This is a genomic window from Gemmata algarum (genome assembly GCF_034097035.1).
GTDB lineage: Bacteria > Planctomycetota > Planctomycetia > Gemmatales > Gemmataceae > Gemmata > Gemmata algarum.
Map to the genome: position 1 here is coordinate 80,072 of NZ_JAXBLV010000099.1, position 22,803 is coordinate 102,874.

16 protein-coding genes are annotated in these 22,803 nt (G+C 69.3%); 9 read left to right on the plus strand and 7 right to left on the minus strand.

Annotated features, from left to right (window positions below):
* The first annotated feature begins 130 nt into the window (after positions 1-130).
* From R5W23_RS09090 to R5W23_RS09100, 3 genes are all read left to right on the plus strand, one after another.
* The gene (locus R5W23_RS09090; protein ID WP_320686059.1) at positions 131-2,335 is read left to right on the plus strand and encodes a protein kinase domain-containing protein; all 2,205 of its coding nucleotides are present in this window, start codon (positions 131-133) and stop codon (positions 2,333-2,335) included.
* 214 nt (positions 2,336-2,549) lie between these two features.
* Positions 2,550-3,290: a response regulator gene (locus R5W23_RS09095; protein ID WP_320686060.1), complete on the plus strand. Its 741-nt coding sequence runs from the start codon at positions 2,550-2,552 to the stop codon at positions 3,288-3,290.
* A 371-nt stretch (positions 3,291-3,661) separates the two neighbouring features.
* Positions 3,662-5,413, plus strand: a complete 1,752-nt coding sequence (locus tag R5W23_RS09100) for a sigma-70 family RNA polymerase sigma factor (protein ID WP_320686061.1) — start codon at positions 3,662-3,664, stop codon at positions 5,411-5,413.
* A gap of 68 nt (positions 5,414-5,481) precedes the next feature.
* Here R5W23_RS09100 and R5W23_RS09105 read toward each other — a convergent pair whose 3' ends face one another.
* Together R5W23_RS09105 and R5W23_RS09110 are read right to left on the minus strand one after the other, a co-directional pair.
* Complete coding sequence (locus tag R5W23_RS09105; RefSeq protein WP_261186173.1) at positions 5,482-6,090, minus strand: response regulator transcription factor; 609 nt, start codon at positions 6,088-6,090, stop codon at positions 5,482-5,484.
* Positions 6,087-7,130: an ATP-binding protein gene (locus R5W23_RS09110; protein WP_320686062.1), complete on the minus strand. Its 1,044-nt coding sequence runs from the start codon at positions 7,128-7,130 to the stop codon at positions 6,087-6,089. The genes R5W23_RS09105 and R5W23_RS09110 overlap by 4 nt, the downstream gene beginning before the upstream one ends.
* Positions 7,131-7,443: 313 nt before the next feature.
* Here R5W23_RS09110 and cobA point away from each other — a divergent pair, with 313 nt between their 5' ends.
* The 6 genes from cobA to R5W23_RS09140 all read left to right on the plus strand — a co-directional run bounded on the left by cobA (position 7,444) and on the right by R5W23_RS09140 (position 16,176).
* On the plus strand, positions 7,444-8,226 hold the full coding sequence (gene cobA / locus R5W23_RS09115; RefSeq protein WP_320686063.1) for a uroporphyrinogen-III C-methyltransferase: 783 nt from the start codon (positions 7,444-7,446) through the stop codon (positions 8,224-8,226).
* Positions 8,223-10,661: a nitrite reductase large subunit NirB gene (gene nirB / locus R5W23_RS09120; protein WP_320686064.1), complete on the plus strand. Its 2,439-nt coding sequence runs from the start codon at positions 8,223-8,225 to the stop codon at positions 10,659-10,661. Before cobA ends, nirB begins: the two co-directional genes overlap by 4 nt.
* 13 nt (positions 10,662-10,674) lie before the next feature.
* Complete coding sequence (locus tag R5W23_RS09125) at positions 10,675-11,001, plus strand: Rieske (2Fe-2S) protein (protein ID WP_320686065.1); 327 nt, start codon at positions 10,675-10,677, stop codon at positions 10,999-11,001.
* Entirely contained in the window at positions 10,998-13,130 is a 2,133-nt protein-coding gene (locus R5W23_RS09130) for a molybdopterin oxidoreductase family protein (protein ID WP_320686066.1), read from the plus strand. Before R5W23_RS09125 ends, R5W23_RS09130 begins: the two co-directional genes overlap by 4 nt.
* A 204-nt stretch (positions 13,131-13,334) precedes the next feature.
* Complete coding sequence (locus R5W23_RS09135) at positions 13,335-14,750, plus strand: FAD-dependent oxidoreductase (RefSeq protein WP_320686067.1); 1,416 nt, start codon at positions 13,335-13,337, stop codon at positions 14,748-14,750.
* Between the two features lie 64 nt (positions 14,751-14,814).
* Positions 14,815-16,176 carry an MFS transporter gene (locus R5W23_RS09140; RefSeq protein WP_320686068.1) on the plus strand — a complete coding sequence of 454 codons (1,362 nt, stop codon included), beginning with the start codon at positions 14,815-14,817 and terminating at the stop codon, positions 16,174-16,176.
* A 253-nt stretch (positions 16,177-16,429) separates the two neighbouring features.
* Here the strand turns inward: R5W23_RS09140 and R5W23_RS09145 are convergent, their stop codons facing one another.
* The 5 genes from R5W23_RS09145 to R5W23_RS09165 all read right to left on the minus strand — a co-directional run bounded on the left by R5W23_RS09145 (position 16,430) and on the right by R5W23_RS09165 (position 22,701).
* Positions 16,430-19,948 (minus strand): FtsX-like permease family protein, encoded by a 3,519-nt coding sequence (locus tag R5W23_RS09145; protein WP_320686069.1) that lies wholly within the window; start codon positions 19,946-19,948, stop codon positions 16,430-16,432.
* A gap of 19 nt (positions 19,949-19,967) precedes the next feature.
* The gene (locus tag R5W23_RS09150; RefSeq protein ID WP_261186164.1) at positions 19,968-20,642 is read right to left on the minus strand and encodes an ABC transporter ATP-binding protein; all 675 of its coding nucleotides are present in this window, start codon (positions 20,640-20,642) and stop codon (positions 19,968-19,970) included.
* Positions 20,643-20,649: 7 nt separating this feature from the next.
* Positions 20,650-20,907, minus strand: coding sequence for a hypothetical protein (locus tag R5W23_RS09155; RefSeq protein ID WP_010044107.1), 258 nt, complete (start codon positions 20,905-20,907; stop codon positions 20,650-20,652).
* A gap of 17 nt (positions 20,908-20,924) precedes the next feature.
* A complete protein-coding gene (locus R5W23_RS09160) occupies positions 20,925-21,473 on the minus strand; it encodes a hypothetical protein (protein WP_320686070.1) in 549 nt (182 codons plus the stop codon).
* 529 nt (positions 21,474-22,002) lie between these two features.
* Positions 22,003-22,701 (minus strand): tRNA-uridine aminocarboxypropyltransferase, encoded by a 699-nt coding sequence (locus R5W23_RS09165; RefSeq protein ID WP_320686071.1) that lies wholly within the window; start codon positions 22,699-22,701, stop codon positions 22,003-22,005.
* Positions 22,702-22,803 lie beyond the last annotated feature (102 nt).

The window sequence follows — 22,803 nt, forward strand, 5'->3', positions numbered from 1 at the left end:
GGCGCGAAATCGTGGGTTCCGGGCGGTGCCGTCGGAGCCGGTTGGGACGCGCACTAGAGTTCGGGCGTGCGTCCCGAATTCCTTATAGCACAGCCCCGGCGCGCGGAGCGGCGGGTCTCGGAGGGCCGTGGTGAACCAGTTGCGCGACGGGGCCCGGTCCGGGCCGGTGGGCGACGCCCGGCGGGCGGCGCCGGACCCGCCCCAGCGGGCGCCGGTGCTTGAGTTGCTGGCCAGCGGCGTCCTGCTCCGCGAGGAGTGGGACGAGCTGCCCGCCGAGGTGCGGGCCGAGCTCGCCGGGCAGACCGACACGGACGCCGCGCTGGCCGCGCTGATGGGGCGGCACCTGCTGACCCGGTTCCAGGCGGACGCGGTGCGCGCGGGCAACGGCGCGTCGCTGCTGCTGGGTCACTACCGCCTGTTGGAGCCCCTGGGGCAAGGGGGCATGGGGCTGGTGTACCGGGCCGAGCACCGGCACCTGCGGCGCCCGGTGGCGCTCAAGGTGCTGACCGAGCGGCACGCGGGCGACGCCCGGCTCAGCAACCGGTTCTTCCTGGAGGCCCGGGCGGTGGCCCGGCTCCAGCACCCCAACATCGTGAGCTGCCTGGACGCCGGCCGCGAGGGGCCGCTGCGCCCGGGCGGCCCGGCCCGCGAGTACTACGTGATGGACTTGGTGCCGGGGGCCGACCTCCAGGCCACGGTGGCCGGCGGCGGCCCGCTCCCGGTGCACCGGGCGGCGGGCCTGTGCCGCCAGGTGGCCGAGGCGCTGGCCGAGGCGCACCGGCACGGGCTGGTGCACCGGGACATCAAGCCGCCCAACATCCTGGTCACCCCGGACTGGAAGGCCAAGGTGCTCGACTTCGGGCTCGCGCGGCACTCGGCCCAGGAGCTGACCGAGCCGGGGGTGCTGATCGGGTCGGTCGGGTACATGGCCCCGGAGCAGGTTGAGTACCCGAGCCGGGTGGACGGGCGCGCCGACGTGTTCGGGCTGGGCGCCTCGCTGTTCCTGGCCCTCACCGGGCGCGACCCGTTCCCCGCCGCCGGGGACCTGATGGCGATGGTGGCGCGGCGGCTGCACGGGACCGTGCCGCGGGTGCGCGAGCACCGCCCCGAGCTGCCGGCCGAGCTGGACGCGCTGGTGGCCAAGCTCATGGACCCGGACCCCGAGCGGCGGTTCCCGTCGGCGGGGGCGGCGGCGGCGGCGCTGCTGCCGTTCGTCAGCTACCGGCCGCCGGCGCGGGCCGGGGCCGCCGGCGCGCCGCGCCCGCGGGTGCTGGTGATCGACGACGACCCCGACGTGCGCGCCTACGTGCGGGCGCTGCTCGGTGAGGGGTACGAGTGCGTGGAGGCGGCCGACGGGCGAGACGGGCTGGGGCGGGTCGAGGGGGAGCGGTTCGACCTGCTCGTGGTGGACCAGGAGATGCCGCGCCTGGACGGCTCCAAGTTCATCGCCCGGGTGCAGCAGATCGCCGCCCCGCCGGTGCCGATGATCCTGTACATGTCGGGCCGGGTGCCCACCGAGTCGCTCGGCGGTCTGCTCCTGGGCGGGGCCGACGACTTCATTCGCAAGCCGTTCACCCCGCCCGAGTTCCTCTCCCGGGTGCGGGGGCTGCTGGCGCGGCGCGGGGAACCCGGGCGGCAGCCGAGCGGGGGCTCGAGCGCACGGGCGCTTGCCGACGTGGCTGCCGACGGGGCCGCCTCCACCGCCATCGCTTTGTTGGCGCAGGGGGCGTGCCGGCTGGCCGAGGAGGTCGGCGCGGTGGACCGCGGGTACCACGCCCGCATCCCGCAGTACGTCCGTGCCTTGGCCGCCGCGGTCCCGCACACCGGCGCGTACGCGCGGCTGTCGCACCCGGTGTTCGTGGACCTGCTGGCCAAGGCGGCGCCGGCCCACGACGTGGGCATGCTGGCGGTCCCGCCGGACACGCTGTCCAAACGGGGCCGGCTGGACGAGACCGAACGGCTGGCGGTGCAGGCGCACCCGACGGTCGGCGGTCAGTTGCTCGCCCGGCTGGCCGCGGCGCACCCCGAAGCGGTGGGGGTGGCGGTCGCGGCCGACATCGCGAAGGGGCATCACGAGCGGTGGGACGGCACCGGGTACCCGGACGGGCTGCGGGGCGAACAGATTCCGCTGGCCGCCCGGATCGTGGCCCTGGTGTCCGTGTACGACGCACTGCGGTGCCGGCGCCCGTACCGGCCGGCGCTGAGCCACCCCCGCGCGGTGCGGGTCATCACGGCCGAGTCCCCGGGGCAGTTCGACCCGGTGCTGGTGGGCGCGTTCGGTCCGGTTGCCGATCAGTTCGACCGTATCTTCTTGGCCGGCGGAGAGCGCCCGTGAGCGCGTGTGCTACTCCCCGCTTCTCGCAATGGTGGTTCCGCACGCGTTGCGGAAACCTCATTGCGGGCGTCGCCGGCCGCGTTTGATGGCGGCGCCCTGGATTCGCGATAACCACTGTGCCGCATCTGAAGTACTTCGGGTGCGCTCTGCGAACAGTCTCAGGTTTGGGCACCAATTTGGTGCCGGCCGTACCGTGCCCCTGTCCGAGGATGAGATGGGCGAGCGACAAGACCCGGTGTACTTCGCGGAACCGGCCCCGTGGCCCGCCGGGCGGGTGCTGCTGGCCGGCGACGCGGCGGCGATTTCGTCGGCGCTGCGCCAGCTCTTGGAGTGTGCGGGGGTGGCGGTGGAGACGGTTGAGAACGGTCGCCTCGTGCTGGAGCGGGCGGGCACCGGCGCCTTCGATGCGATTCTGATGGATATGCAGATGCCCGAGATGGGCGGTTACGCGGCCACGCGCGCGCTGCGCCGGAGCGGGTACTCGCGGGCGGTGGTCGCGCTCACCGCGCACGCGCTGCCCAGAGATGAGGAGGAGTGCCTGCGGGCCGGATGCGACGCGTGCCTGAGCAAGCCGATTGATCCGGACAAGTTGATCCAGATATTACGACCTTATCTCCCGCCGGGTAGTTGGGGGTCGGAGTGCTCCCTGGCCCGGTTCACTGTGGAATCTTCTGCACCTCCCGCAGAAGCCGTTTCGCCGCGCCTGGCCCGGCTAACCGCCGACTACCGCCAAGCACTGCCTGAGAAGGTGCGGGCAATCGGCGCAGCACTCCGCGAAGGAGATCTCGGTCGGGTGTCCGAACTGGCTCACAAGTTGCGCGGTTCCGCCGGTATGTACGGGCTGCCGCACATCTCCGCCGCGGCCGGCGCCGTTGAGGATGCGTGCAGGGCCGGGCACGGCGCCACGCAACTGGGTGCGCTGGTTGGCTCTCTCTGCGTCGCCGCGGAACACTGATTGCGGCGAACCGCGACGCGCCGAAATCACGTTCGATTGGGGCATCGCTTCGGTGCGCCGGACATCACTTCTTCGGCAGTTCTGTTACATTTCGAGCCGCAAAACTGAGCCGTAGGAAGGTTCAGTCGCTCGTTTCCATTTCAGCCACCAACAATTGTGTTGGCCGCTTGCAGGCTCGGCCGGCGCCGCGTCAGGGGCGATGAGGTGCGCTGCCTGCGGCTAAACGCGGCACCGACTTGGCCGGACGCGCGGTCGGAATCCCTCACCGTTTCACATGTGGCACCGCGTGGAACGGAAAAATCCGGATTCGGTGTATGCAAGCTGTAGGGGCGAGCCTCTCAGTGGTAGGCGAACGCGCCCGGGAGCGTGCTATGTCGAGGCCAGGAATTCGGAACTACCTGCGCACAGTTGGGATAGACCCCACCGTATCCGGTTCGGGCGACGCGGAACTCGTCCGTCGGTTCGCAGAGACCGGCGATGAGACTGCGTTCGAGTTGCTTGTGTGGCGGCACGCGCCGCTGGTGCAACGGGTGTGTGTTGCGGTGCTTCGCGACCGCCATGCGGCCGAGGACGCCGCGCAAGCGACGTTCCTGATCCTGGCGCGGAAGGCGCAGACGTTCACCGGGCACGGCGCGGTCGTCGGGTGGTTGTACCGGGTCGCCCGGCGGGTGTCGGTGCGGCTCGCGCGGCAGCGCGCCCGGCTGCCCATCGGGACCGAGTTGCGCGACGTGGCCGCCCCGGCGGTGCCCGACACATCCGACACGGGCGCGCTGTGGGAAGAGGTGGCCCGGTTGCCGGAGCGGTACCGGGTCCCGGTCCTGCTGTGCTTCTGCGAAGGGCTGACACACGCCGAGGCGGCGCGCCGCACCGGGTTGCCGTTGGGCACCGTCGCGGGACGCCTGGCTCGAGCGAAAGAGCTCCTCGCGCGGCGGCTTTCGCGGCGCGGGTTCACACTCGGGGCGGTCACCCTCCCGGTCGCGGCAGGGGCGTTCGTCGGGAGCACCGCCCGGGCCGCGGCCGACCTGGCTGCCGGGCGCTCCGCCGGGGCACTGGTTTCTCCGCTGGTTCTCCAACTGACTCAGGGGGCGATGGGATCCATGACAACAACTCTCCTGAAAACGGCCGCCGCGGTGCTCGCGGCGTGTGCCGCCGCCGCGTCCGTGTGGGCGCTGGTACCCGATCCCGTGTCCGGGCTCCCGCTGCCGCCGGTTCCGGTGGCCGCACCGGTTCCGAAGGACAGCGGTAAGGCCGAGGACGGGATCGCGGACACGCGCCAGCGGCTCCGCAGCACGAACAACCTTAAACAGATTATGCTGGCGATTCACAGCTATGAGACCGTCTATGGGCACTTTCCGAACGACGTAACAGACAAAAACGGGAAGGCCCTGCTGAGCTGGCGGGTTGCACTCCTGCCGTACATCGAGCAGAACGACCTCTATAAGAGATTCAAACTGGACGAGCCGTGGGACTCGGACACCAACAAGCCACTGCTCGCGCAGATGCCGGACGTGTACCGGGTCGGCATCGAGGAGAAGGGGGCGGTGAAGACCTATTACCAGGGGATCTCCGGTCCGGGAACCGGGTTCGAGGCGGGGCGGCGGATTAAAATTACCGACGTCACCGACGGCACCTCGTTCACGCTCGGCGTGGTCGAGGCCGGGCCGCCGGTGGAGTGGACGAAGCCGGCCGACATCAGCTACGATCCGCGGAAGGCGTTTCCCAAGTTTGACGGGCCGTTCCGCAACGTGTGGATGGCGGCCACGCTCGACGGGGCGGCTCACACGCTGAAGCCGGACCTGAAGGACCAGGTTCTCCACGACCTCGCCACCCGGGCCGGCGGCGAGGTCGTGGACATTGAGAAGGCGAAAGCACCCGCCCTGGCCTATTCGAAAGAGGACAAGGAACTCGCGGTGAAGATCCAGAAGGAGAACCTGAAGCTCCTTCAGAAGCGGGTGGAACTGTTCCAGGAGTGGGCCAAACTGACCGCGGAGTGGGCGAATAGGGCCGGCGCCCTGGGGCCGGACCTGGAGAAGCTGCAGCAGCAACAGGAGCAGTTGCAGAACGAGGTCCGCACGCTGGTCACCGAGATCGAGAACTTGAAGAAGGAGCTGGGCAAACGGTGATTGTTCGGGCGCCCGGCTTTCGGGAATCGCTCACGAGTTAGCCCGTGTGTCAGGTACCGGGCGGGGCGCTACGGCGCGCGGGCGGCGAGCAACTTCACCAGTTCGGCGACCGACCGCGCGTCCACCTTCTTCATGAGCCGGGCGCGGCGGTCCTCGACCGCCCGCACGCTCAGGCCCAGGGCGTCGGCCATCTCGCGGTTCGTTTTCCCCGCCGCGATCAGGTCCAGCACCTCGCGCTCCTTCGGGGTGAGCGCCGCGAGGCGGGCGTCGGCATCGGCCGCGTGCTGCCGGTTCGCCCGCTCGGCGCGGTCCTTTTCGAGCGCCCGGCGGACGTGCGTGAGCAACTCTTCAAGCCGGAACGGCTTTTCGAGCAGTGTGAGCGCGCCGAGCGTCATGGCCTCTACCGCGATCCGCACGTCCGCGTGCCCGCTGATCATCACCACCGGTATGTTCAGATTCGCGTCGGCCAGCGCGCGCTGGAGTTCCAGGCCGGTCATTCCCGGCATCTTGATGTCCAGCACCAAGCACCCGGGCTGGTCGCGCTCGTACGCGCCCAAAAAGGATTGTGCCGACGTGAACGTGCGCACGGGGCAGCCGAGCAGCCTCCCGGCGCTCGCGAGCGCGCGGCCGACGGCCTCGTCGTCGTCCACCACGAAAATCGTCGGCTCGGCGCTCACTTCGGTTCCTCAATGTATGCGGGCAGCACGCAGACGAACTCGGCCCCGCCGTCGGGGCGGTTGGCGGCGGTCAGCGCGCCGCCGTGGGCGTGTACGATGGACCGGCTGATGGCCAACCCGAGTCCCATCCCGTCAGGTTTGGTGGTGTAAAAGCGCTCGAAGATCTTCTCCGGCGCGCTGACCCCCGGGCCGGTGTCGCGGACCCGCACCTCGATCGCCGCGCCGGCCGGCCGCGTTTCCAGGACCACCAGCCGCGGGCCGCTGACCGCTTCGACCGCCTCGAGCGCGTTCTGAAGTAAGTTCACGAGCACCTGTTCGAGTTGTACACGGTCCCCGTAGGTCGGTGGAAGGTGATCCGGCTCAAGGGCGAGCGAAACCCCGGCGGCGGCCCGCCGGGCGCGCCAGTCGAGCAGGCGCGCCACGTCGCGCACGGCCTCGTTGATGTCGACCGGTCCGCGTGCGGCGTCGGCAGGGCGTACCGTTCGGCGGATCGAGCGAACGATGTCCGCGGCCCGGCGCGACTGCTCCGCAACCTCGCCGAGCGCGGCCTTCAACTCGGCCGGGGCGGCGTCCGTGGCGAGGTGGACGGCCAGATCCGCTTGCAAGCATACGGCCGCGAGCGGCTGGTTCAGTTCGTGCGCCAGAACGGTCGCCAGCTCCCCCGCGACCGCCACGCGGCTCATCCGGGCGAGCAACGCTTCGTGCTGGCGGACCCGCGCTTCGGCGCTGCGCCGCAGGAGCCCGAGAAGGGTGGTCATACCGATCGCAAAAAGGGCGAGGCACCGGTTCGCGATCACCTTCCACATCTCGGTGTTGCCGCGCTCCGGTACGATCCCGATCTTCGCGCCGGTCAGCACCACGCACAGTCCAGCCACCGCCGGGCCGACCCAGCCGGGCTTCGCGCGCAGCGCGAGGAGCACCGCGAACGTGTACGGTACCGCGCTGGCAACGCCCAGCGGCAGGGACAAGTCCACCGCGAACACGAACGCGACCAGCGCGAGGGCGAGCGTCGCCGGACGGGTCGCAAGCCGCTTACGCATCGCTCAGTATGCCCCCGGTGCGCGCGACGTGCCCCGTTGATGGGCACTGAAATCGGGCCGCTGCCCCGACCGTGGGCGAATCATGCCACCACGTCTGTTCGCATCCAACAGCATTTTTTGCGCGATAAATCACTGGAAATATATGTGGTTAACCACGTGTTTTGCGACTCGATGCGTGGTCATATTCGGCTCTGGCACACCGAGTGCAATTAGCGACCGTCGTTTCCAAAACTTATGAACCCGATCAATCTCCTGCACACGGTGAGCCGCATTCGGCCGCGCCGTGAGGGGATGCTACGTGCGGAGGGGCGCCGTGAGCCGGTTCGCGTCGGGTGGGGTCGTGTACTTGGTCGGCGCCGGTCCCGGTTCGCCGGACCTCATCACGGTGCGCGGGCTGCGCGTTTTGCGGTCGGCTGATGTCGTGCTGCACGACGCGCTCCTCGCGCCCGAGTTGCTCGATGAGGCCGGCCCGGACGCCGAAATCGTTTCGGTGGGCAAGCGCGGGTACTGCGTCGGGTCCACGAAACAAGAAACGATTCACGACCTGATGGTGCGGTACGCCCGGGCGGGGAAATCGGTGTGCCGGCTGAAGTGCGGCGACCCGTGCGTCTTCGGCCGCGGCGGCGAAGAGGCGGAGGCCCTTGCTGAGGCCGGCGTCCCCTACGAAATCGTGCCGGGCGTGACGTCCGCGGCGGGCGCGCTGGCGGCGGCCGGTATCCCGCTGACGCACCGGGCGGCCGGTCAGGCGGTGGTGCTGGTGACGGGGCATCATGATCCCGATTCGCCCGACTGCACCCTGGACTGGAACGCGCTGGCGAGGTTGCCCGGCGCGGTGTTCTACATGGCCGTGCGGCACGTCGCGAAGATCGCGGCGAAGCTCGGCGCCTGTGGGCTGCCACCCAACACGCCCGCAGCGGTCGTCGAGTCGGGCACGCTGCCGGGGCAGCGGGTGCTCGTCGCCGATCTCGGGGACATCGGGTGCCTCGCAGACGAGGCGGTGATTACCGGCCCCGCGGTGTTCGTGGTCGGCGAGGTGGTCCGGTTCCGCGAGAAATTGTTGTCCCTGGCTGCCGAATCCGAAGGAGCTGCTCGATGATCCGCGCGCTTCATCCGCAGAAGCCGAAGCTGGTCGTGGTCGGGAACGGGATGGCCGGAGCACGCTTCCTGGAGGACGTGCTCGCGCTCGACCCGGAACGGTTCGACATCACCGTGTTCGGCGACGAGCCGTACGGGAACTACAACCGCATCCTGCTGTCCAACGTGCTGAACGGCACCCAGGACGCGAAGGAGATCTTCCTCAACCCGCTGGCGTGGTACGAGGAGAACGGGATCGACCTGCGCGCCGGGGCTCGAGTGACCCGCATCGACCGGGACGCGAAGGTGGTTCACGCGGGCGACGCCGCGGTGCCTTACGACTACCTCGTGTTCGCGACCGGCAGCAAGCCGTTCATCCCGCCGATCCCCGGCACGCCGCTCCACGGGGTGTTCGCGTTCCGCACCCTCGACGACTGCCGCAACATCGCCGAGTACGCGAAGGGCTGCAAGACGGCGGTGGTGATCGGCGGCGGCCTGCTCGGGCTGGAAGCCGCGAAGGGGCTCATGACCCACAACGTCGAGGTGACGGTTGTGGAGGTGAACCCGTGGCTGATGAGCGTGCAACTCGACGAAGCCGGCGGGAAGGTGCTGGGCGAGACGATCGCGAAACTCGGCATCAAGGCCCGCACCGGTACCGTCACGAAGGAGCTGCTCGGTCACCTGAAGGTCAACGGCGTGCGGTTCGGTGACGGGAGCGAACTCCCGGCCGACATCGTGGTCATCTCCGCCGGCATCCGGCCCAACGCCGAACTCGCCAGGGAGTGCGGCATCGTCTGCGATAAGGCGATCGTCGTGGACGATCAGCTCCGCACCAGTGATCCGGCGGTGTTCGGCGTGGGCGAGTGCGTCCAGCACAACGGGATGATCTACGGACTCGTTGCTCCGCTGTGGGAGCAGACGAAGGTGCTCGCGAAGGTGCTGACTGGCGCCGATACCACCGCGACGTACACCGGATCGAAGATCGCAACCAAGCTGAAGGTGATGGGCGTCGAGCTGGCGAGCATGGGCCGGATCAACGACCTTTGCCCGACGGACGAGGTGGTGCAGTTCAGCGAGCCCGCCCGCCAGGTCTACTGGAAGGCGATCGTCCGCGACGGCAAGGTGAGTGCCGCGTGCCTGCTCGGCGACCTCAGCCCGGCGGACGACCTGATGCGCATGTTCCAGGCGGGTGTGCCCGTGCCGGAGCGCCGGCTCGAACTGTTCTTCACCGCCGGGTCGGCCAAGAAAGAGGCGTCGCTCGCCGACCTGCCCGACGCGCACCAGATTTGCGACTGCAACGGCGTGTGCAAGGGCACCATCGTGCAGGCCATCAAGAAGGGCAAGTGCACCGTCCCGGCGGTGGGCAAGGCGACCCGCGCCGGCACCGGCTGCGGGTCGTGCAAGAAGCTCGTGAAGGGGCTGATCGAAGCGGTCGCCGGGGGCGTGAAGGCCGACCCGAGCGAGTCCTGGTACGTCGCGGCGGTGCCGATGGACAAGCCCACCCTCGTCGCGGCGGTGAGGGAGCGCGGGCTGAAGAGCGTGTCGGCGGTGCTCCGGGAACTGGGCACCGCGGACGACGAGAAGAGCCGCAACGGCCTGGCATCGATGCTCAAGGGCATCTGGGGCACGGAGTACATCGACGAGCGCGATTCGCGGTTCGTCAACGACCGCGTTCACGCGAACATCCAGAAGGACGGCACGTTCTCGGTGGTCCCCCGCGTGTACGGCGGCATCACCACGGCGGACGACCTCATCAAGATCGGCGAGGTTGCGAAGAAGTACGCCGTGCCGATGGTGAAGTTCACCGGCGGGCAGCGGGTCGACCTGCTCGGGATCAAGAAGGAGGACCTGCCGGGCGTGTGGGCGGACCTCGGGATGCCCAGCGGGTACGCGTACGCGAAGGCGCTCCGCACCGTGAAGACGTGCGTGGGGTCGGAGTTCTGCCGGTACGGGACCAACGACAGCACCGGCCTGGGGATCGACCTGGAGAAGCGGTTCCAGGGCTTCGAGTTCCCCGCGAAGGTGAAGCTGGCGGTCAGCGGGTGCCCCCGGAACTGCGCCGAATCGACGGTGAAAGACGTGGGCGTGATCGCGACCGAGGGCGGCGAGTGGGAGGTCTCGATCGGCGGCGCCGCCGGGGCGCACGTGCGGAAGACGGACGTGCTGTGCCGGGTGCAGACGAAGGGCGACGCGCTGAAAGTCATCGGCCGGTTCCTGATCTACTACCGCGACAACGCGAAGTGGCTCGAGCGCACCTACGACTTCGTGCCACGGATCGGGGTGGAAAAGCTGCGCGAGATCATCGTCAACGATTCGCTCGGCGTCTGCGCCGCCCTCGATGTCGAGGTGGAAAAGACGATGGCGGCCTATGTCGATCCGTGGCTCGAGCGCGACAAACCGGTGTACGCGGGCCAGTTCGACGAGGCGAAGCGCGTTCCCCTCCCGCTGATATCTTAACGAGGACCGCACCGTGACAGCCACAGTGACTCGTGTTGCGCTCTGCACACTGGACGATTTGCCGACCGGCCTCGGCCGGGCCTTCGAGGTCGGCGGGCGCTCGCTCGCGGTGTTCCGCGGGCGCGAGGGCGAGGTGTTCGCGGTCGACGGGAAGTGCCCGCACAAGGGCGGGCCGCTCGCGGACGGGATGCTGATCGGCTCGCAGATCGTGTGCCCGCTCCACGCGTTCCGGTTCGACGGCCGCTCCGGCGCGTGCGACCAGGAAAACGTGTGCGCGACCGGGGCGTACCCGGTCGAGGTGAGCAACGGCCAGGTGTTCATAACGGTGCCGCAATCGTGACCGCGCTCCCGCCGATCCCGCTGGCCACGCTGTCGCAGCCGGAACTGGCGGTGCGGACGCACTGCCCGTACTGCGCGTTCCAGTGCGGCATCCTGATGGGCGAGGACCTCGGCGGCGACCGACCGCGGGTCAGCGGCGACCCGCACTTCCCGGTCAACAACGGGCAGTTGTGCATCAAGGGATGGTCGTCGGCCGCGCTGCTCGGGCACCCGCAGCGGGTCACCGTGCCGCAGTTGCGCGACGGCCGCGGGCGGTGGCGGCCCGCGGAATGGGACGAGGCGCTCGACTTCGTTGCGGCGAAGCTCGCTTCGATCCGCGCGCGGTGCGGCGCCGACGCGAACGGGGTGTTCGGGTCCGGCGCGCTGACCAACGAGAAGGCGTACCTCCTCGGGAAGTTCGCCCGGGTCGCGCTGGGCACCGCCAACATCGATTACAACGGCCGGTTCTGCATGGCGAGCGCCGCGGGCGCGCAGAACCGGGCGTTCGGGATCGACCGCGGGCTGCCGTTCCCGGTCGCCGACGTGGAGCGGGCCGAGGTGGTGCTGCTGGTCGGGGCGAACACGGCCGACACGCTGCCGCCGATGATGCAGTGGTTCGACCGGCAGCGCGCCAACGGCGGGCGCCTCATCGTGGCGGACCCGCGCCGCACCCCGACGGCCCGGCGCGCGGACCTCTTCCTCCAGGTGACGCCGGGCACCGACCTCGCCCTCGCCAACGGCCTGCTCTACGCCGCAATCGAAGAGCACCTCATCGACGAGCGGTACGTCGCGGACCGCACGAACGGGTTCGATGCGGTGCGGGCGGTGGCGCTCCAGTACCACCCGGCGCGGGTGGAGCGACTCACGGGCGTGGCGGAATCGCAGTTGCGCCAGGCGGTCCGCTGGCTGGCGACCGCAAGGAGTTCGATGGTGCTGACCGGGCGCGGCACCGAGCAGCACAGCAAAGGTGTGGACAGCGTTCACGCGTGGATCAACCTGATGCTCGCGCTCGGGAAGGTCGGGAAACCGAGCAGCGGGTTCGGCACACTGACCGGCCAGGGGAACGGGCAGGGCGGGCGCGAGCACGGCCAGAAGGCCGACCAGCTCCCCGGCTATCGGCTGATCGAGGTGGACGCGCACCGGGAGGCGGTCGCGAGCGTGTGGGGCGTCGATCCGGCGTCGCTGCCGCGCAAGGGGAAGAGCGCTTACGAACTTCTGGACGTGCTCGGGGGTGAGGTGAAGAGCCTGCTCGTGATGGGCTCGAACGTCGCGGTCGCGGCCCCGAACCTCGCACGCATTCTGCCGAACTTGCAGGCGCTCGAACTGTTGGTCGTGTGCGATGCGTTCCATAACGAGACGAGCGAACACGCTCACGTTTTTCTCCCCGTGTACCAGTGGGCCGAGGAAGAGGGCACTCTGACCAACCTCGAAGGCCGGGTGATCCGACGCCGGGCCGTTGCCCGTCCGCCCACCGGGCCGCGCGGCGACCTTCGCGTGCTGTACGACCTCGCGCTGCGCCTTGGTGTCGGAGACAAGTTCGCGTTCCGCTCGGCGGAGCACGTGTTCGACGAGCTGAAGCGCGCGACCGCCGGCGCCCCGGCCGACTACTCGGGCATCAGTTACGCGAAGATCGAGCGTCAGGACGGGGTGTTCTGGCCGTGCCGGAGCGAGGACGACCCCGGCACGCCGCGCATGTTCGCCGAACAGTTTCATCACCCCGACGGGCGGGCGAAGTTCTTCGCGGTCGAGCACCGCGACGCGGGTGAGGAGCCGAGCGCCGAGTTCCCGCTGTTCTTCACGACCGGGCGCTACAAGGAGCACTACAACTCCGGCGCCCAGACGCGTGGCGTCGGCAAGCTCGCGAACGCGCAGCCGCTGCCGCGGCTGGAGATCCACCCGCGGCTGGCCCGGCGGCACCGCGTCTCCACCGGCAGCCGCGTCACGGTCGAGAGCCGACGCGCGAAAGTGGAGTTCGTGGCCGAGGTGACCGCCGACATTCGCCCGGACACGCTGTTCGCGCCGTTCCACTGGGGCGGACGCCAAGCGGCGAACCTGCTCACGAGTGGCGCGCTTGATCCGACGAGCCGGATGCCCGAGTTCAAGCTCGCCGCGGTCCGCATCGCCAGCGTGCGCGACGGGGCGCAGGGGTAGCGCGCGTGGGCGCGCTTTGGTAGTGCAAAGCGTTGCCTTTCCCTGGGACCGCGGGCGTCCCGCCCGCTGCGTTGTCGGTCGTGTCGCTTTCGAGAGCGTCGATTTCCGGCCCGCGCCGAATCGCGGCGGGCGGGACGCCCGCGGTCCCAGGAGAAGACTCGCCTGACCCGTGTTTGGCGACAGAACCGATCGAGAGATGAGCCCATGAAGAAGCGCCTCGCGATCGTCGGGAACGGTATGGCCGCCAGCCGGCTGCTCGACGAACTCGTGCGCCGGAACGCCGCCGCGCAGTTCGAGGTTTCGGTGTTCGGGGAGGAGTCGCGCGGTGCGTACAACCGCATCCTGCTGGGCCGGGTGCTGTCGGGCGAGGCGCCCGAGGCGATCGCGCTGAAGCCCGTCGAGTGGTACGCGGATCGTGGGGTAACGTTCCACGCCGGGGTGCGGGTCACCCAGATCGACCCGGTCGGGCGGCGGCTCACCACCAGCACCGGCGACGCCCACCCCTACGACGTGTGCGTGCTGGCGACGGGCAGCTCGCCGCTCGTCCCGCCGGTGGCGGGGCTGAAGAGCGACGACGGCTCCCCGCGCGACGGCGTTCACGTGTTCCGCACGGTCGAAGACTGTATCGCGATTCGCGACCGCGCTAAACCCGGGAGCTGCGCGGTTGTGGTCGGCGGCGGGCTGCTGGGATTGGAGGCCGCCAAGGCACTTGGGGACCTCGGTCTGCACGTCACCGTGTTGCACCTCAACGAGGTGCTCATGAGCGCCCAACTCGACAAGCACGGCGGTGAACTTCTGCGGCGGGCGCTGGAGAAAAACGGTCTGTTCGTTCGCACCGGCACCACTGCGGACGAGGTCATCGGGAACGGTCACGTCGAGGCCGTGCGGCTGCGCACCGGCGAGGTGGTGCCCGCGGACCTGGTCGTCTTCGCCTGCGGGATTGTGCCCCGGGTGGAGGTCGCGAAGGCGTCCGGGGTTCCCGTCAACCGCGCGGTCCTCGTGAACGACCTGCTCGCGACCCAGGTGCCCGGGGTGTACGCGGTCGGCGAGTGCGCCGAGCACAACGGACAGGTGTACGGGCTCGTCCAGCCGATCTGGGAGCAGTGCGCCGTGCTGGCCGATGTCCTCACCGGAACGAACCCGCGTGCCCGCTACCGGGGTTCCAAGATTTATGCGCGTCTCAAGGTGGCCGGCGTCGAAGTCGCCAGCTTCGGCGTGCCGGACGCGCAGTTCCCCACGGACGAGGTGCTCCAGGTGTTCGAGGAGCGGCGCGGCGTGTACCGCAAGCTCGTCGTCCGCGACGGCAAGCTCGCCGGGGCGATGCTGGTGGGCTGCGTCGAGGCCGCGCCCGCGCTGGTGCAAATGTTCGATCGCGATGAGCCGCTCCCCCAGAACCGCCTGGACGTTCTCGCGACCGGGAACGCCCCGACCGCCGCGACCGAGCGCGAAATCTGTAACTGCAACCACGTGACCGAGGCGGCGCTCGTCGGAGCGATCCGCGACGGCTGTGACACTCTCCCCGCGCTCTGCGAGGCGACCCGGGCCGGTACCGGCTGTGGGTCGTGTCGCGGGCAACTCGTGACGCTCCTGGCGACCCACGCCCCCGTGGCCGCCCGCTGAGCGGGCTTACCGTCCCAAAACCTCTCCGCGAGTCCGTAACCCGAACCCCGCGAGATGTCGTCCCATGATCCCCGACTCCCACTGTGCCGCGGACCCCGCGGCGGGACAACGCGCGCGCGTGCTCACGTTGTCCACGGTCGCCTTCACGCTGCTGTTTGCGGTCTGGCTCATGCTCGGGATGCTGAGCATCAAGATTAAGCCCGAACTCGGGCTGACCGACGGGCAGCTCTACAACCTCACGATCGCCGCGATCCTGTCCGGGGCGCTGCTGCGGTTCCACTTCGGCGTCTGGACCGACCGCTACGGCGGGCGACGGGTGATGACCGCGCTGATCCTCTTCGCCGTGGTCCCGACGTTTCTGGTCAGCCGCGTGACGAGTTACACGGAACTGCTCCTGTGCGCGGTTTTGTACGGCGTGGCCGGCAACTCGTTCTCGGTCGGCATCGCGTGGTGCGCGGCGTGGTTCCCGAAGGAGCGCCAGGGGCTGGCGCTGGGCGTGTTCGGGGCCGGCAACGTGGGCGCGTCGGTGACCAAGCTCGTCGGGCCGGTGCTGATCGCCGCGGTGCCGGCGGCGGGTTTTTTCGGCGGTGTGGTGCCGGGCGGGTGGCGGTTCATTCCGGTTGCCTATGCGGGGCTCTTGGTGCTGTTGGCGCTGGCGGTCTGGTTCCTGTCGCCGCGCGAGGACCGGCGCCCGGCGCGGGGGCGGCCTCTATCTGAACTGATGGCACCGATGAAACACGCCCGCGTGTGGGAGTACAGCCTCCAGTACACCGTCGTGTTCGGCGCGTACGTCGCGCTCTCCGGCGTACTGCCGCAGTTCTACTACGCGACCTACGGCAAAAAACTGGCCGTGAGCTTCCACCTGAACGAACAGCTCGTGAGCGAGTTCGACACCATCAAGGGGCTCAAAGGCGACGCCTACACCGCGTACCTGAACGCGCACCCGGTTGTGAAGGACGACCTGAACACCCTGTCGAAGTGGATCGGGCTCCTGGCGGCGGTGTGCTTCGTGTTCCCCGCGAGCCTGTTGCGGCCGGTGGGCGGGTGGCTGTCCGACAAGTACGGTGCCGCGCGGGTCATGGCGGCGGTGTTCGTCGCCATGCTGGTGGCCGGGCTGGCGCTGGTCCTGCCGCTGGGGCTCGGTGTGTGGGGCTTCACGGCCGCGCTGTTCATGTTGGGGGCGGGTATGGGCGTGGGCAAAGCGAGCGTGTACAAGATGATCCCCGACCACTTCCCGCGCGAAGTCGGCGCGGTGGGTGGGCTCGTGGGGCTGCTCGGGGCGCTGGGCGGTGTGCTGCTGCCGCTGGCCTGGGCGGCGGTGCCGGGCAGCACGTTCGCAGCGCTGCTCACGCTTACGGTTATTAGCGCGATGTGGTTCGCGGCCGGGCTGGTCCTCGAACGTAAGCCTGCGGCAGTCCCTGTGTAGCTAGAAGAGTGTTTGACAGGATCAACAGGATAAACAGGATTTAAGAGACAGCAAGCTGTTCGCTTAATCTCTCTTCGATCCTGTTGAACTCTCTTCGCACTTAGCCATGTATTGATTTTTTGACAGGATCAACAGGATTTAAGAGACAGCAAGCTGTTCGCTTAATCTCTCTTTGATCCTGTGTATCCTGTTGATCCTGTCAAAAAACTCTTCACTCTCTTGCGGTTATTATCCACGCTCGCAGCCCTCGTCATCACTCTCGCCGCAGCGCAGGAATAACTGGCACCCGCAGCACCCCGGCCGTTGCGACCGTCGCAACCGTCAGCCCTGCCACCAGTACGGCCCCGAGCATCAGCCCGAGGCGCGCCCACGGGATCGCGGCCCCGCTCAGCACGTGCGGGGCGACCGAGGCCAGCGCGGTCAGCACGCCCGCCCCCAGGCCGACGAGCAGGAGCAGCCCGTTTTCGACGATCACAAGGAACTGGAGCGCCCGCGTGCGATACCCGACTGCGCGCAGCAGAGCGAGTTCGCCCAACCGCTCCCACACTCCGCGCAGCACTACAACCGCGAGCCCCAGCACCCCGAGTAACAGCCCGAAGCCGCCGAGCAACTGGAACGTCGAGAGGTACGCGCCGATGACCGCCTGGAACGACGCCACCTTGTCCCGTGTCGGCGTTGCGGCGAGCCCGTTCGCCCGGAACCCGATTTCTAGCGCCCGCGCGACCGCGGTTTGCTTGGCCGCCGGGGTGCGGATCAGGAACGCGCGGTAGCCGGTTTGCTTGGGGAACGCTTTCACGAACGCGGCGTCGCTCGTAATCACTTCGCTCTGGAACGGGCTGTCCACGAGCGTCCCCACGATCCGAAAGCGCACCTCGGCGCCGTCGTCGCCGGGCATCGCGAATTCGTCCCCGATCGCCTTCTTGAGCATCCACTGCGCGGTGTTGTTCTCGCAGAACACCGGGACCGCGTTGTTGGGCGCCGGCTTCGCGAGCAGTAGCCACGGGTTCGCTTTCTCCTCGGCAGACGCCGCTTCGGTCATGTAGAACTTGAATCCGCCGCGAGCGATCAGCGCTTCCGGCACGCCCAGCACGCGGGGCCGTGCCGCCTGGAACAGGTTCATGCAGCTCGCGTCGTCGCCGCCGCGCAGCCGCAGCGGGAACACCTCTTCCAGACCGGCACTCAGGTCCGCTTTTGCGGCCCGGTAGGCGTCGGTGTCCGGCGGTGCGTCAGGATCGCTACCCGGCGGGGCGTATGCCTTCTGGAGTTGCTTCTCCAGATCGGCGCGGCCGAGCCCGCTGTCGAACGGCTGGAACAGTGGTACGTCCGCTTCGGCCAGAAGGTTGAACCCGCCGCTCCCGCCGCTCTTGTCGAGGAAGTCGCTTTCGGGCGTGCGGCGGAAGCTCTCGACCGCGACCAGCAGGAACGCCGCCGATGCCAGCAGCGCCGCAGTTAACAGGCTGCGGGCCGGATTCCGGGCCGCGTTGCGGGTTCCCAGCTTAGCGAGCGCGGACAGCCCCCGGCCGTTCACGACCGCGTGTCGGGTGCGGCGCATCCACCACCGTACAGCCGCCAGCGCCGCGGTGAGGAGCAACCCGCCGCCGCCGAAGAACGTCATGGCGCGGAAGTCGGGGTTGCTGACCGTACCGCCGGCCGCGATCAGCGCGATGCCGACGACCAACCCGCCGATTGTGACGATTTTCGTGACGAGCCCGGTACCGTCCGTCGAGCCGGCGGGCAGTGCGGTTTCACCGCGGAGGAGAGCCGGCGGCGCGATCCTCACGAGCTCGCGAACGCTCCACCACTGCGCGGCGAGGGCCATCAGCACCGTGATTCCGAACCCGAGTGCAAAGCTGAGGGCCGAAGCGTGTGGCTGGAAGTACGCCTTCACGCCCTGATCGGGCCACAAGTCGAGCAGCACCACGAGCAGCAATCGGTTGTACGCCACCCCCGCGATAAGCCCGAGCGCGGCGCCCAGCACCGCTACGAGTAGCCCCTCCGCCAGGAGCAACCGCCGGACGTGCTTGACCGCGAACCCGGTCGCGAGCAGGAGCCCCACTTCCTTCGCCCGGCGGTCGATGGAGAGCCGGAACAGTAGCCCCACCAGCATCAGCGCCGCCGCGATGAGGAACAGGCTGAACCCGAGGAACAGCCCGCCGAAGTCCGTGCCCCCCTTACTCGCGGTGAGGAGTCGGGCACGGACGGGATCGAACACCAGGCCCGCGGAATCGGGGTCGAGGTGCTTGGGCAGCTCGGATTGAAGCCGTTCGCTGAACTTGTCGAGCGGCTCGTTGTTCGCCGGCGCCACTCGAACCGACGTGTCGGTGCCGTACCGGCTGCGGAACAGCTTCCGGGCGGTGGCGAGGTTCAGGTAGGCCATCGGCACGGCCTTGTTCTGGTTGAAGAACGTGCCGCGCGGGTGCGGGGTCGGTTTCTCGGGCACGCGCCGCTTGATCTCGGCGCCGGGCAGCACCGGCGGGCGGTCCCAGTCGAACAGGTTCGCGCGGTCGTCGGTCACGCCCTTAATTTCGGGCGTCAGGTCTTTGTCGCGCGCCGGTCCGGAGAGGGGGATGTACCCGCTGAGCGTCAGTTCCGCTTCGCGCTTCAGCCCCTCGCCCTCGACTTCGGGGTCGAAGTAGACGAGCTTCACCTTCGTGCCCCGCGGCAGCCTGTTCAGTTCGGACCCGGGCCACGTGAGCAGTTCCACCTCGTCGTCGGCAAGTGACGGTGTCGGGATGGGGGCCAGTTCGTGCGGACTGAGGGGCGAAGGTGCGGTGGTGTTCAGACCCGCGACGATCGGGTAAGGGATCTGCTTGTCGCCCACGGCGAGCGTGTCCGCCACGTACACCACCGTCGGCTCGGCGCGGGCGCCGACGGCCTGAGCCGCCGACCGCACCGCGTCTGATACCTTTGGCGGAAGAATGAGTTCCGCCGATTCGACACTCAGGTAGCCGCCGCGTCCGAGCCGGCGGGCGACCTCGCGGAACTTCAGGCCGTAGTCTTCGGGCCGGAGGCGGTCCTTGAGCGCGGCGTTGAGGGCGTCGTGGGGCGCGTCGCTCGCCAGCAGGACCGTTGCGACCGGCTCCGCGTCCCCGGTGACCATCCGCGCGAGCGTGCGCACCGGAACGAACACGTTCAGCGGCGCGGCCGGGTTCGGGGTCAGGTTGAAGTCGTTTTCCGGCGCTTCGGGTGGAAGTACCGCAGCGACGGTGAACTGCTCCGCCGTCGTGACATCGTCGGAGCTGCGCTTCGCGAGCGAGGAGGAGCGCGGTAGGTCCGAGAACCGTTCCGCGCTCAACGTGACGGTGTCACCGGTTTTCGCGTTCAGCTTGTCCGCAACGCGGTACGACAGCACCACGGGCGGGAACGTGTTGGTTGATCGGTTGCGGCGCACGTCGCCGGCCCAGTCCACCTCGGACACGCCGCCCGGGGCCGAACGCGGATCGATCCCGAGCACCGTGACCTTCCCGAGGTACGGGGCGGTGGCCGGGTCGCCGCTCGCCTGGACGGCCCCCGGCACGAGGAGGACCGGTTTGACGGTCCCGGGCATTCCGTCCGCGATGCCCGCGCGCACGGGGCGCGGGAAGAACGCGACCGAATCGACGCCGCCCAACTGCCGCTCGACGCGGTCGCGGAGGGAGCCGCGGAGCGAGTCGCCGACGAGCAGCGCCCCGGTGAACACGGCCGACCCGACCGCGACCCCGAGCAGCACCGCGAGGTTCCCGCGCGCGTGGTACACGAGGTTCCGAAGGACCAACCCGGAGAAGCTGAGCATGAGTGCGCCGGTGAGTGTGTCAGGCGGGTTGGAGCGCGCCGTCGTTCATCTCGAACCGGCGCGGGAACAGCTTCGCCAGGTCGGCGCTGTGCGTCACCACGACCAGCACCGTGCGCTCCTGCCGGTGCAACTCGAGCAGCAACTCGCCGACCGCGTGGGCGCTGGTGCGGTCGAGGTTGCCGGTCGGCTCGTCGGCGAGCAGGAGGGTCGGTTTCAGCACGAGCGCCCGCGCGACCGCCACCCGCTGGCGCTCGCCGCCGGACAGTTCCGCGGGGCGGTGGTCGAGGCGCCCGCCCAGCCCGACGCGGTCGAGCAGTTGCCGGGCGTAGGCTTCGGTTTCCGCGGGGCCGGTGGTTTTATTCACCAACGTGGGAATGAGGACGTTCTCCAGCACCGAGCACTGCGGCAGCAGGTGGTGGTCCTGGAACACGAACCCGATCTTCGAGTTGCGGAACGTGCTCAGCGCGGCTTCGGGGAGCGCGAAGGGGTCGGTGCCGTCGAGCGCCACCGTCCCGCCGGTGGGCCGGTCGAGGGTACCGAGGATGTGGAGCAGGGTGCTCTTCCCGGACCCGGACGGACCCATCACCGCGATGGCGTCGCCGCGGTCGAGCGTGAGCGAGGCCCCGCGCAGCACCGACAGCGGAGCCCCGCGGGTGGCGTACTCTTTCGAGACGTTATCGACGACGAGTGACATCGTGTGGTCATTCCGTGGCGGGGGCGGGCGGGTTCGGGTGCTCGGGATCGTTCCCGTCGTCGAGGTACACGAGATCGTCTCGCGCCGCCTCGGTGTACTCCGTGTGGTCCGGGTAGATCAGTTCGATGCCGAACAGTTCGCGGCCTTTGTGACCGATCGGGCCGCGGAACTCGATGATCCGGCCCCGCAGGCCGGTGAACGTGCGCAACTGGACGCGGTCCCCGAGCCGGGGCGGGCGCGTCTGGTCGATGGTTTCAGCCGACATGGCTCACCCTCCGGCGGTCACCAGGGCGGGGTGCCGAACAGTGCCTGAAGGTAATCATACATGATGCGGTCCAGTTCCGCCGCCAGCCCGTCGCACGAGACCTGCCACACTTGAGGAAGTGCCGGCGTGAGCGCCGGACCGGGAGGCGCCGTGACCCCGTGATGCACCACAAAGTTGCGCCACTGGTTCAGCAGCGCGAGGTGATTCAGGCGCACCGCGTTCGCCGGGTCGGCGTCCAGCGCGGCCCGCACGCCGACGCCAAAGCGGTCGAAGTCGCGGACCAGCGTTTGGAGCGTCGGGTTGCCCGTGCCGAGGCCGATTTGTGCCATGAACTGTGTTCGCACCACTAACCCCATGCCGGGCGGAAAGGTGCGCACGATAGACTCGACGGACTCGCTGTATAAGTCGCGACAAAATCCCTGGAAGTGCGCGCACAGCATCGCCACGAAGGCGCGCAGGTTTTCGTCCGTGAGAAGGGACGGCGGGCCGGACGCCACCTGCGCGTCGAGTGCGCTCAACCGCGGAACGCGGTCCGTCTGCCAGCGCAACAAGGAATGAGAGGGCATCAGGGCGACCCCCAGCGAAACGCGGCCCGGGTACCGAGCCCCGAGACCGCACGGAAAAGAGCGATCGTTCTCGGCACCTCTGCGATGCTCTTTGTAGGAGCTTGTTGGTACGCATTCGCTCACCAACGGTTGTTTCCTCGATCCGCAACATCGGGGCACTCCTGGTCCGCACCACTTCCATTCAGGTTGCCGAGTGGTACGGCTGCGCAATCCGCTCCCTCTCTCTATCCGATGGCACGGGCCGGAATGGCCGCGCGACCCGCCCGGAGCTGCGAACCTGCGAGCAGCTGTAAGTGATATTCGTGTATGGTTTTGTTCTCCCGATTGCGAACGTCACTGGGACCGAAGTCGATCCGTTGAGCGGGCCACCCCAGACGCCCGTCCACACCCATCACGGGTGCCGGGGGCTTGCATACGCGGCAAAATCGGCGGAACTGGTCGGCAGTCGCGTGGTAGCAGTGCCCCAGCAGTTGGGCAGCGGCGTACCAGCGACGCGGTAGCGGTGTACCAGCGGATGCCCCAGCCGGCGTCACCGACGGTCGGTGACGCCTTCGGCGGCCCCGGAGTCAGATTCGGGAGGGGCCAGTGCGCTCCCGTCGCGCGGTCCGCCGAGGCCGCCGTACACGTCGCCGCGCCGGAGCTTGCCGCGGACCATCAGCATGCGGTCCACGGCCCGGCGGTAGAAGTCGAGCAGCGGCTCGGCGACCGCGTCGCCCTCCAGAATGCCGAACGCCTGGGCGACCGCTTCATACGTGGACATGCGGTGCCCGAGCCGGTTGCGGCGCAGGGCCAGCCCGGCGAGCGCCCGGCTCGGGAGCTCGACCTTCACCGCGCCGGCGAGGAGCGGGATCCGCTTGACCATGCGGCTCGCCTGCCGCCAGTTGCCGTCCGGGACCACCAGGGCCGGCGGCGACGGTAAGCCGGCGACGAGTTCCGGCGTCAGCGGTTTGGCGCCGTGCCCGGGGAAGAGCACGATCGGGGTGGTGCCGGCGGGCACGTGGGACGCGGGATCGGCCGGGGCCGGGAACGCGCCGTGCGCGAGGATCGTGGCGTTACGCGCGGCGAGCGACAGGAGCCGCAGCGTGTTGGTCGTCCGGCCCAGGTCGTGGACGTGCGCGACGAGCAGGAGCGGGGTGCGGGTCGCGATTCGCGGGGCGAGCGGGCACACGCACAGCCACCCCGGGAGGCGACAGGCGGGGCAGGGCGTCTGATCGCGGTCGGCGGACATCGGGCTCCGGATTGGTCGGGCAGTCAGGACGGGCGCGTGGGGTATCCTGCGAACGACGCGCGCGGGTGCTGACGCCGGGCGTCTCGTTCCGGCCCCAAAATA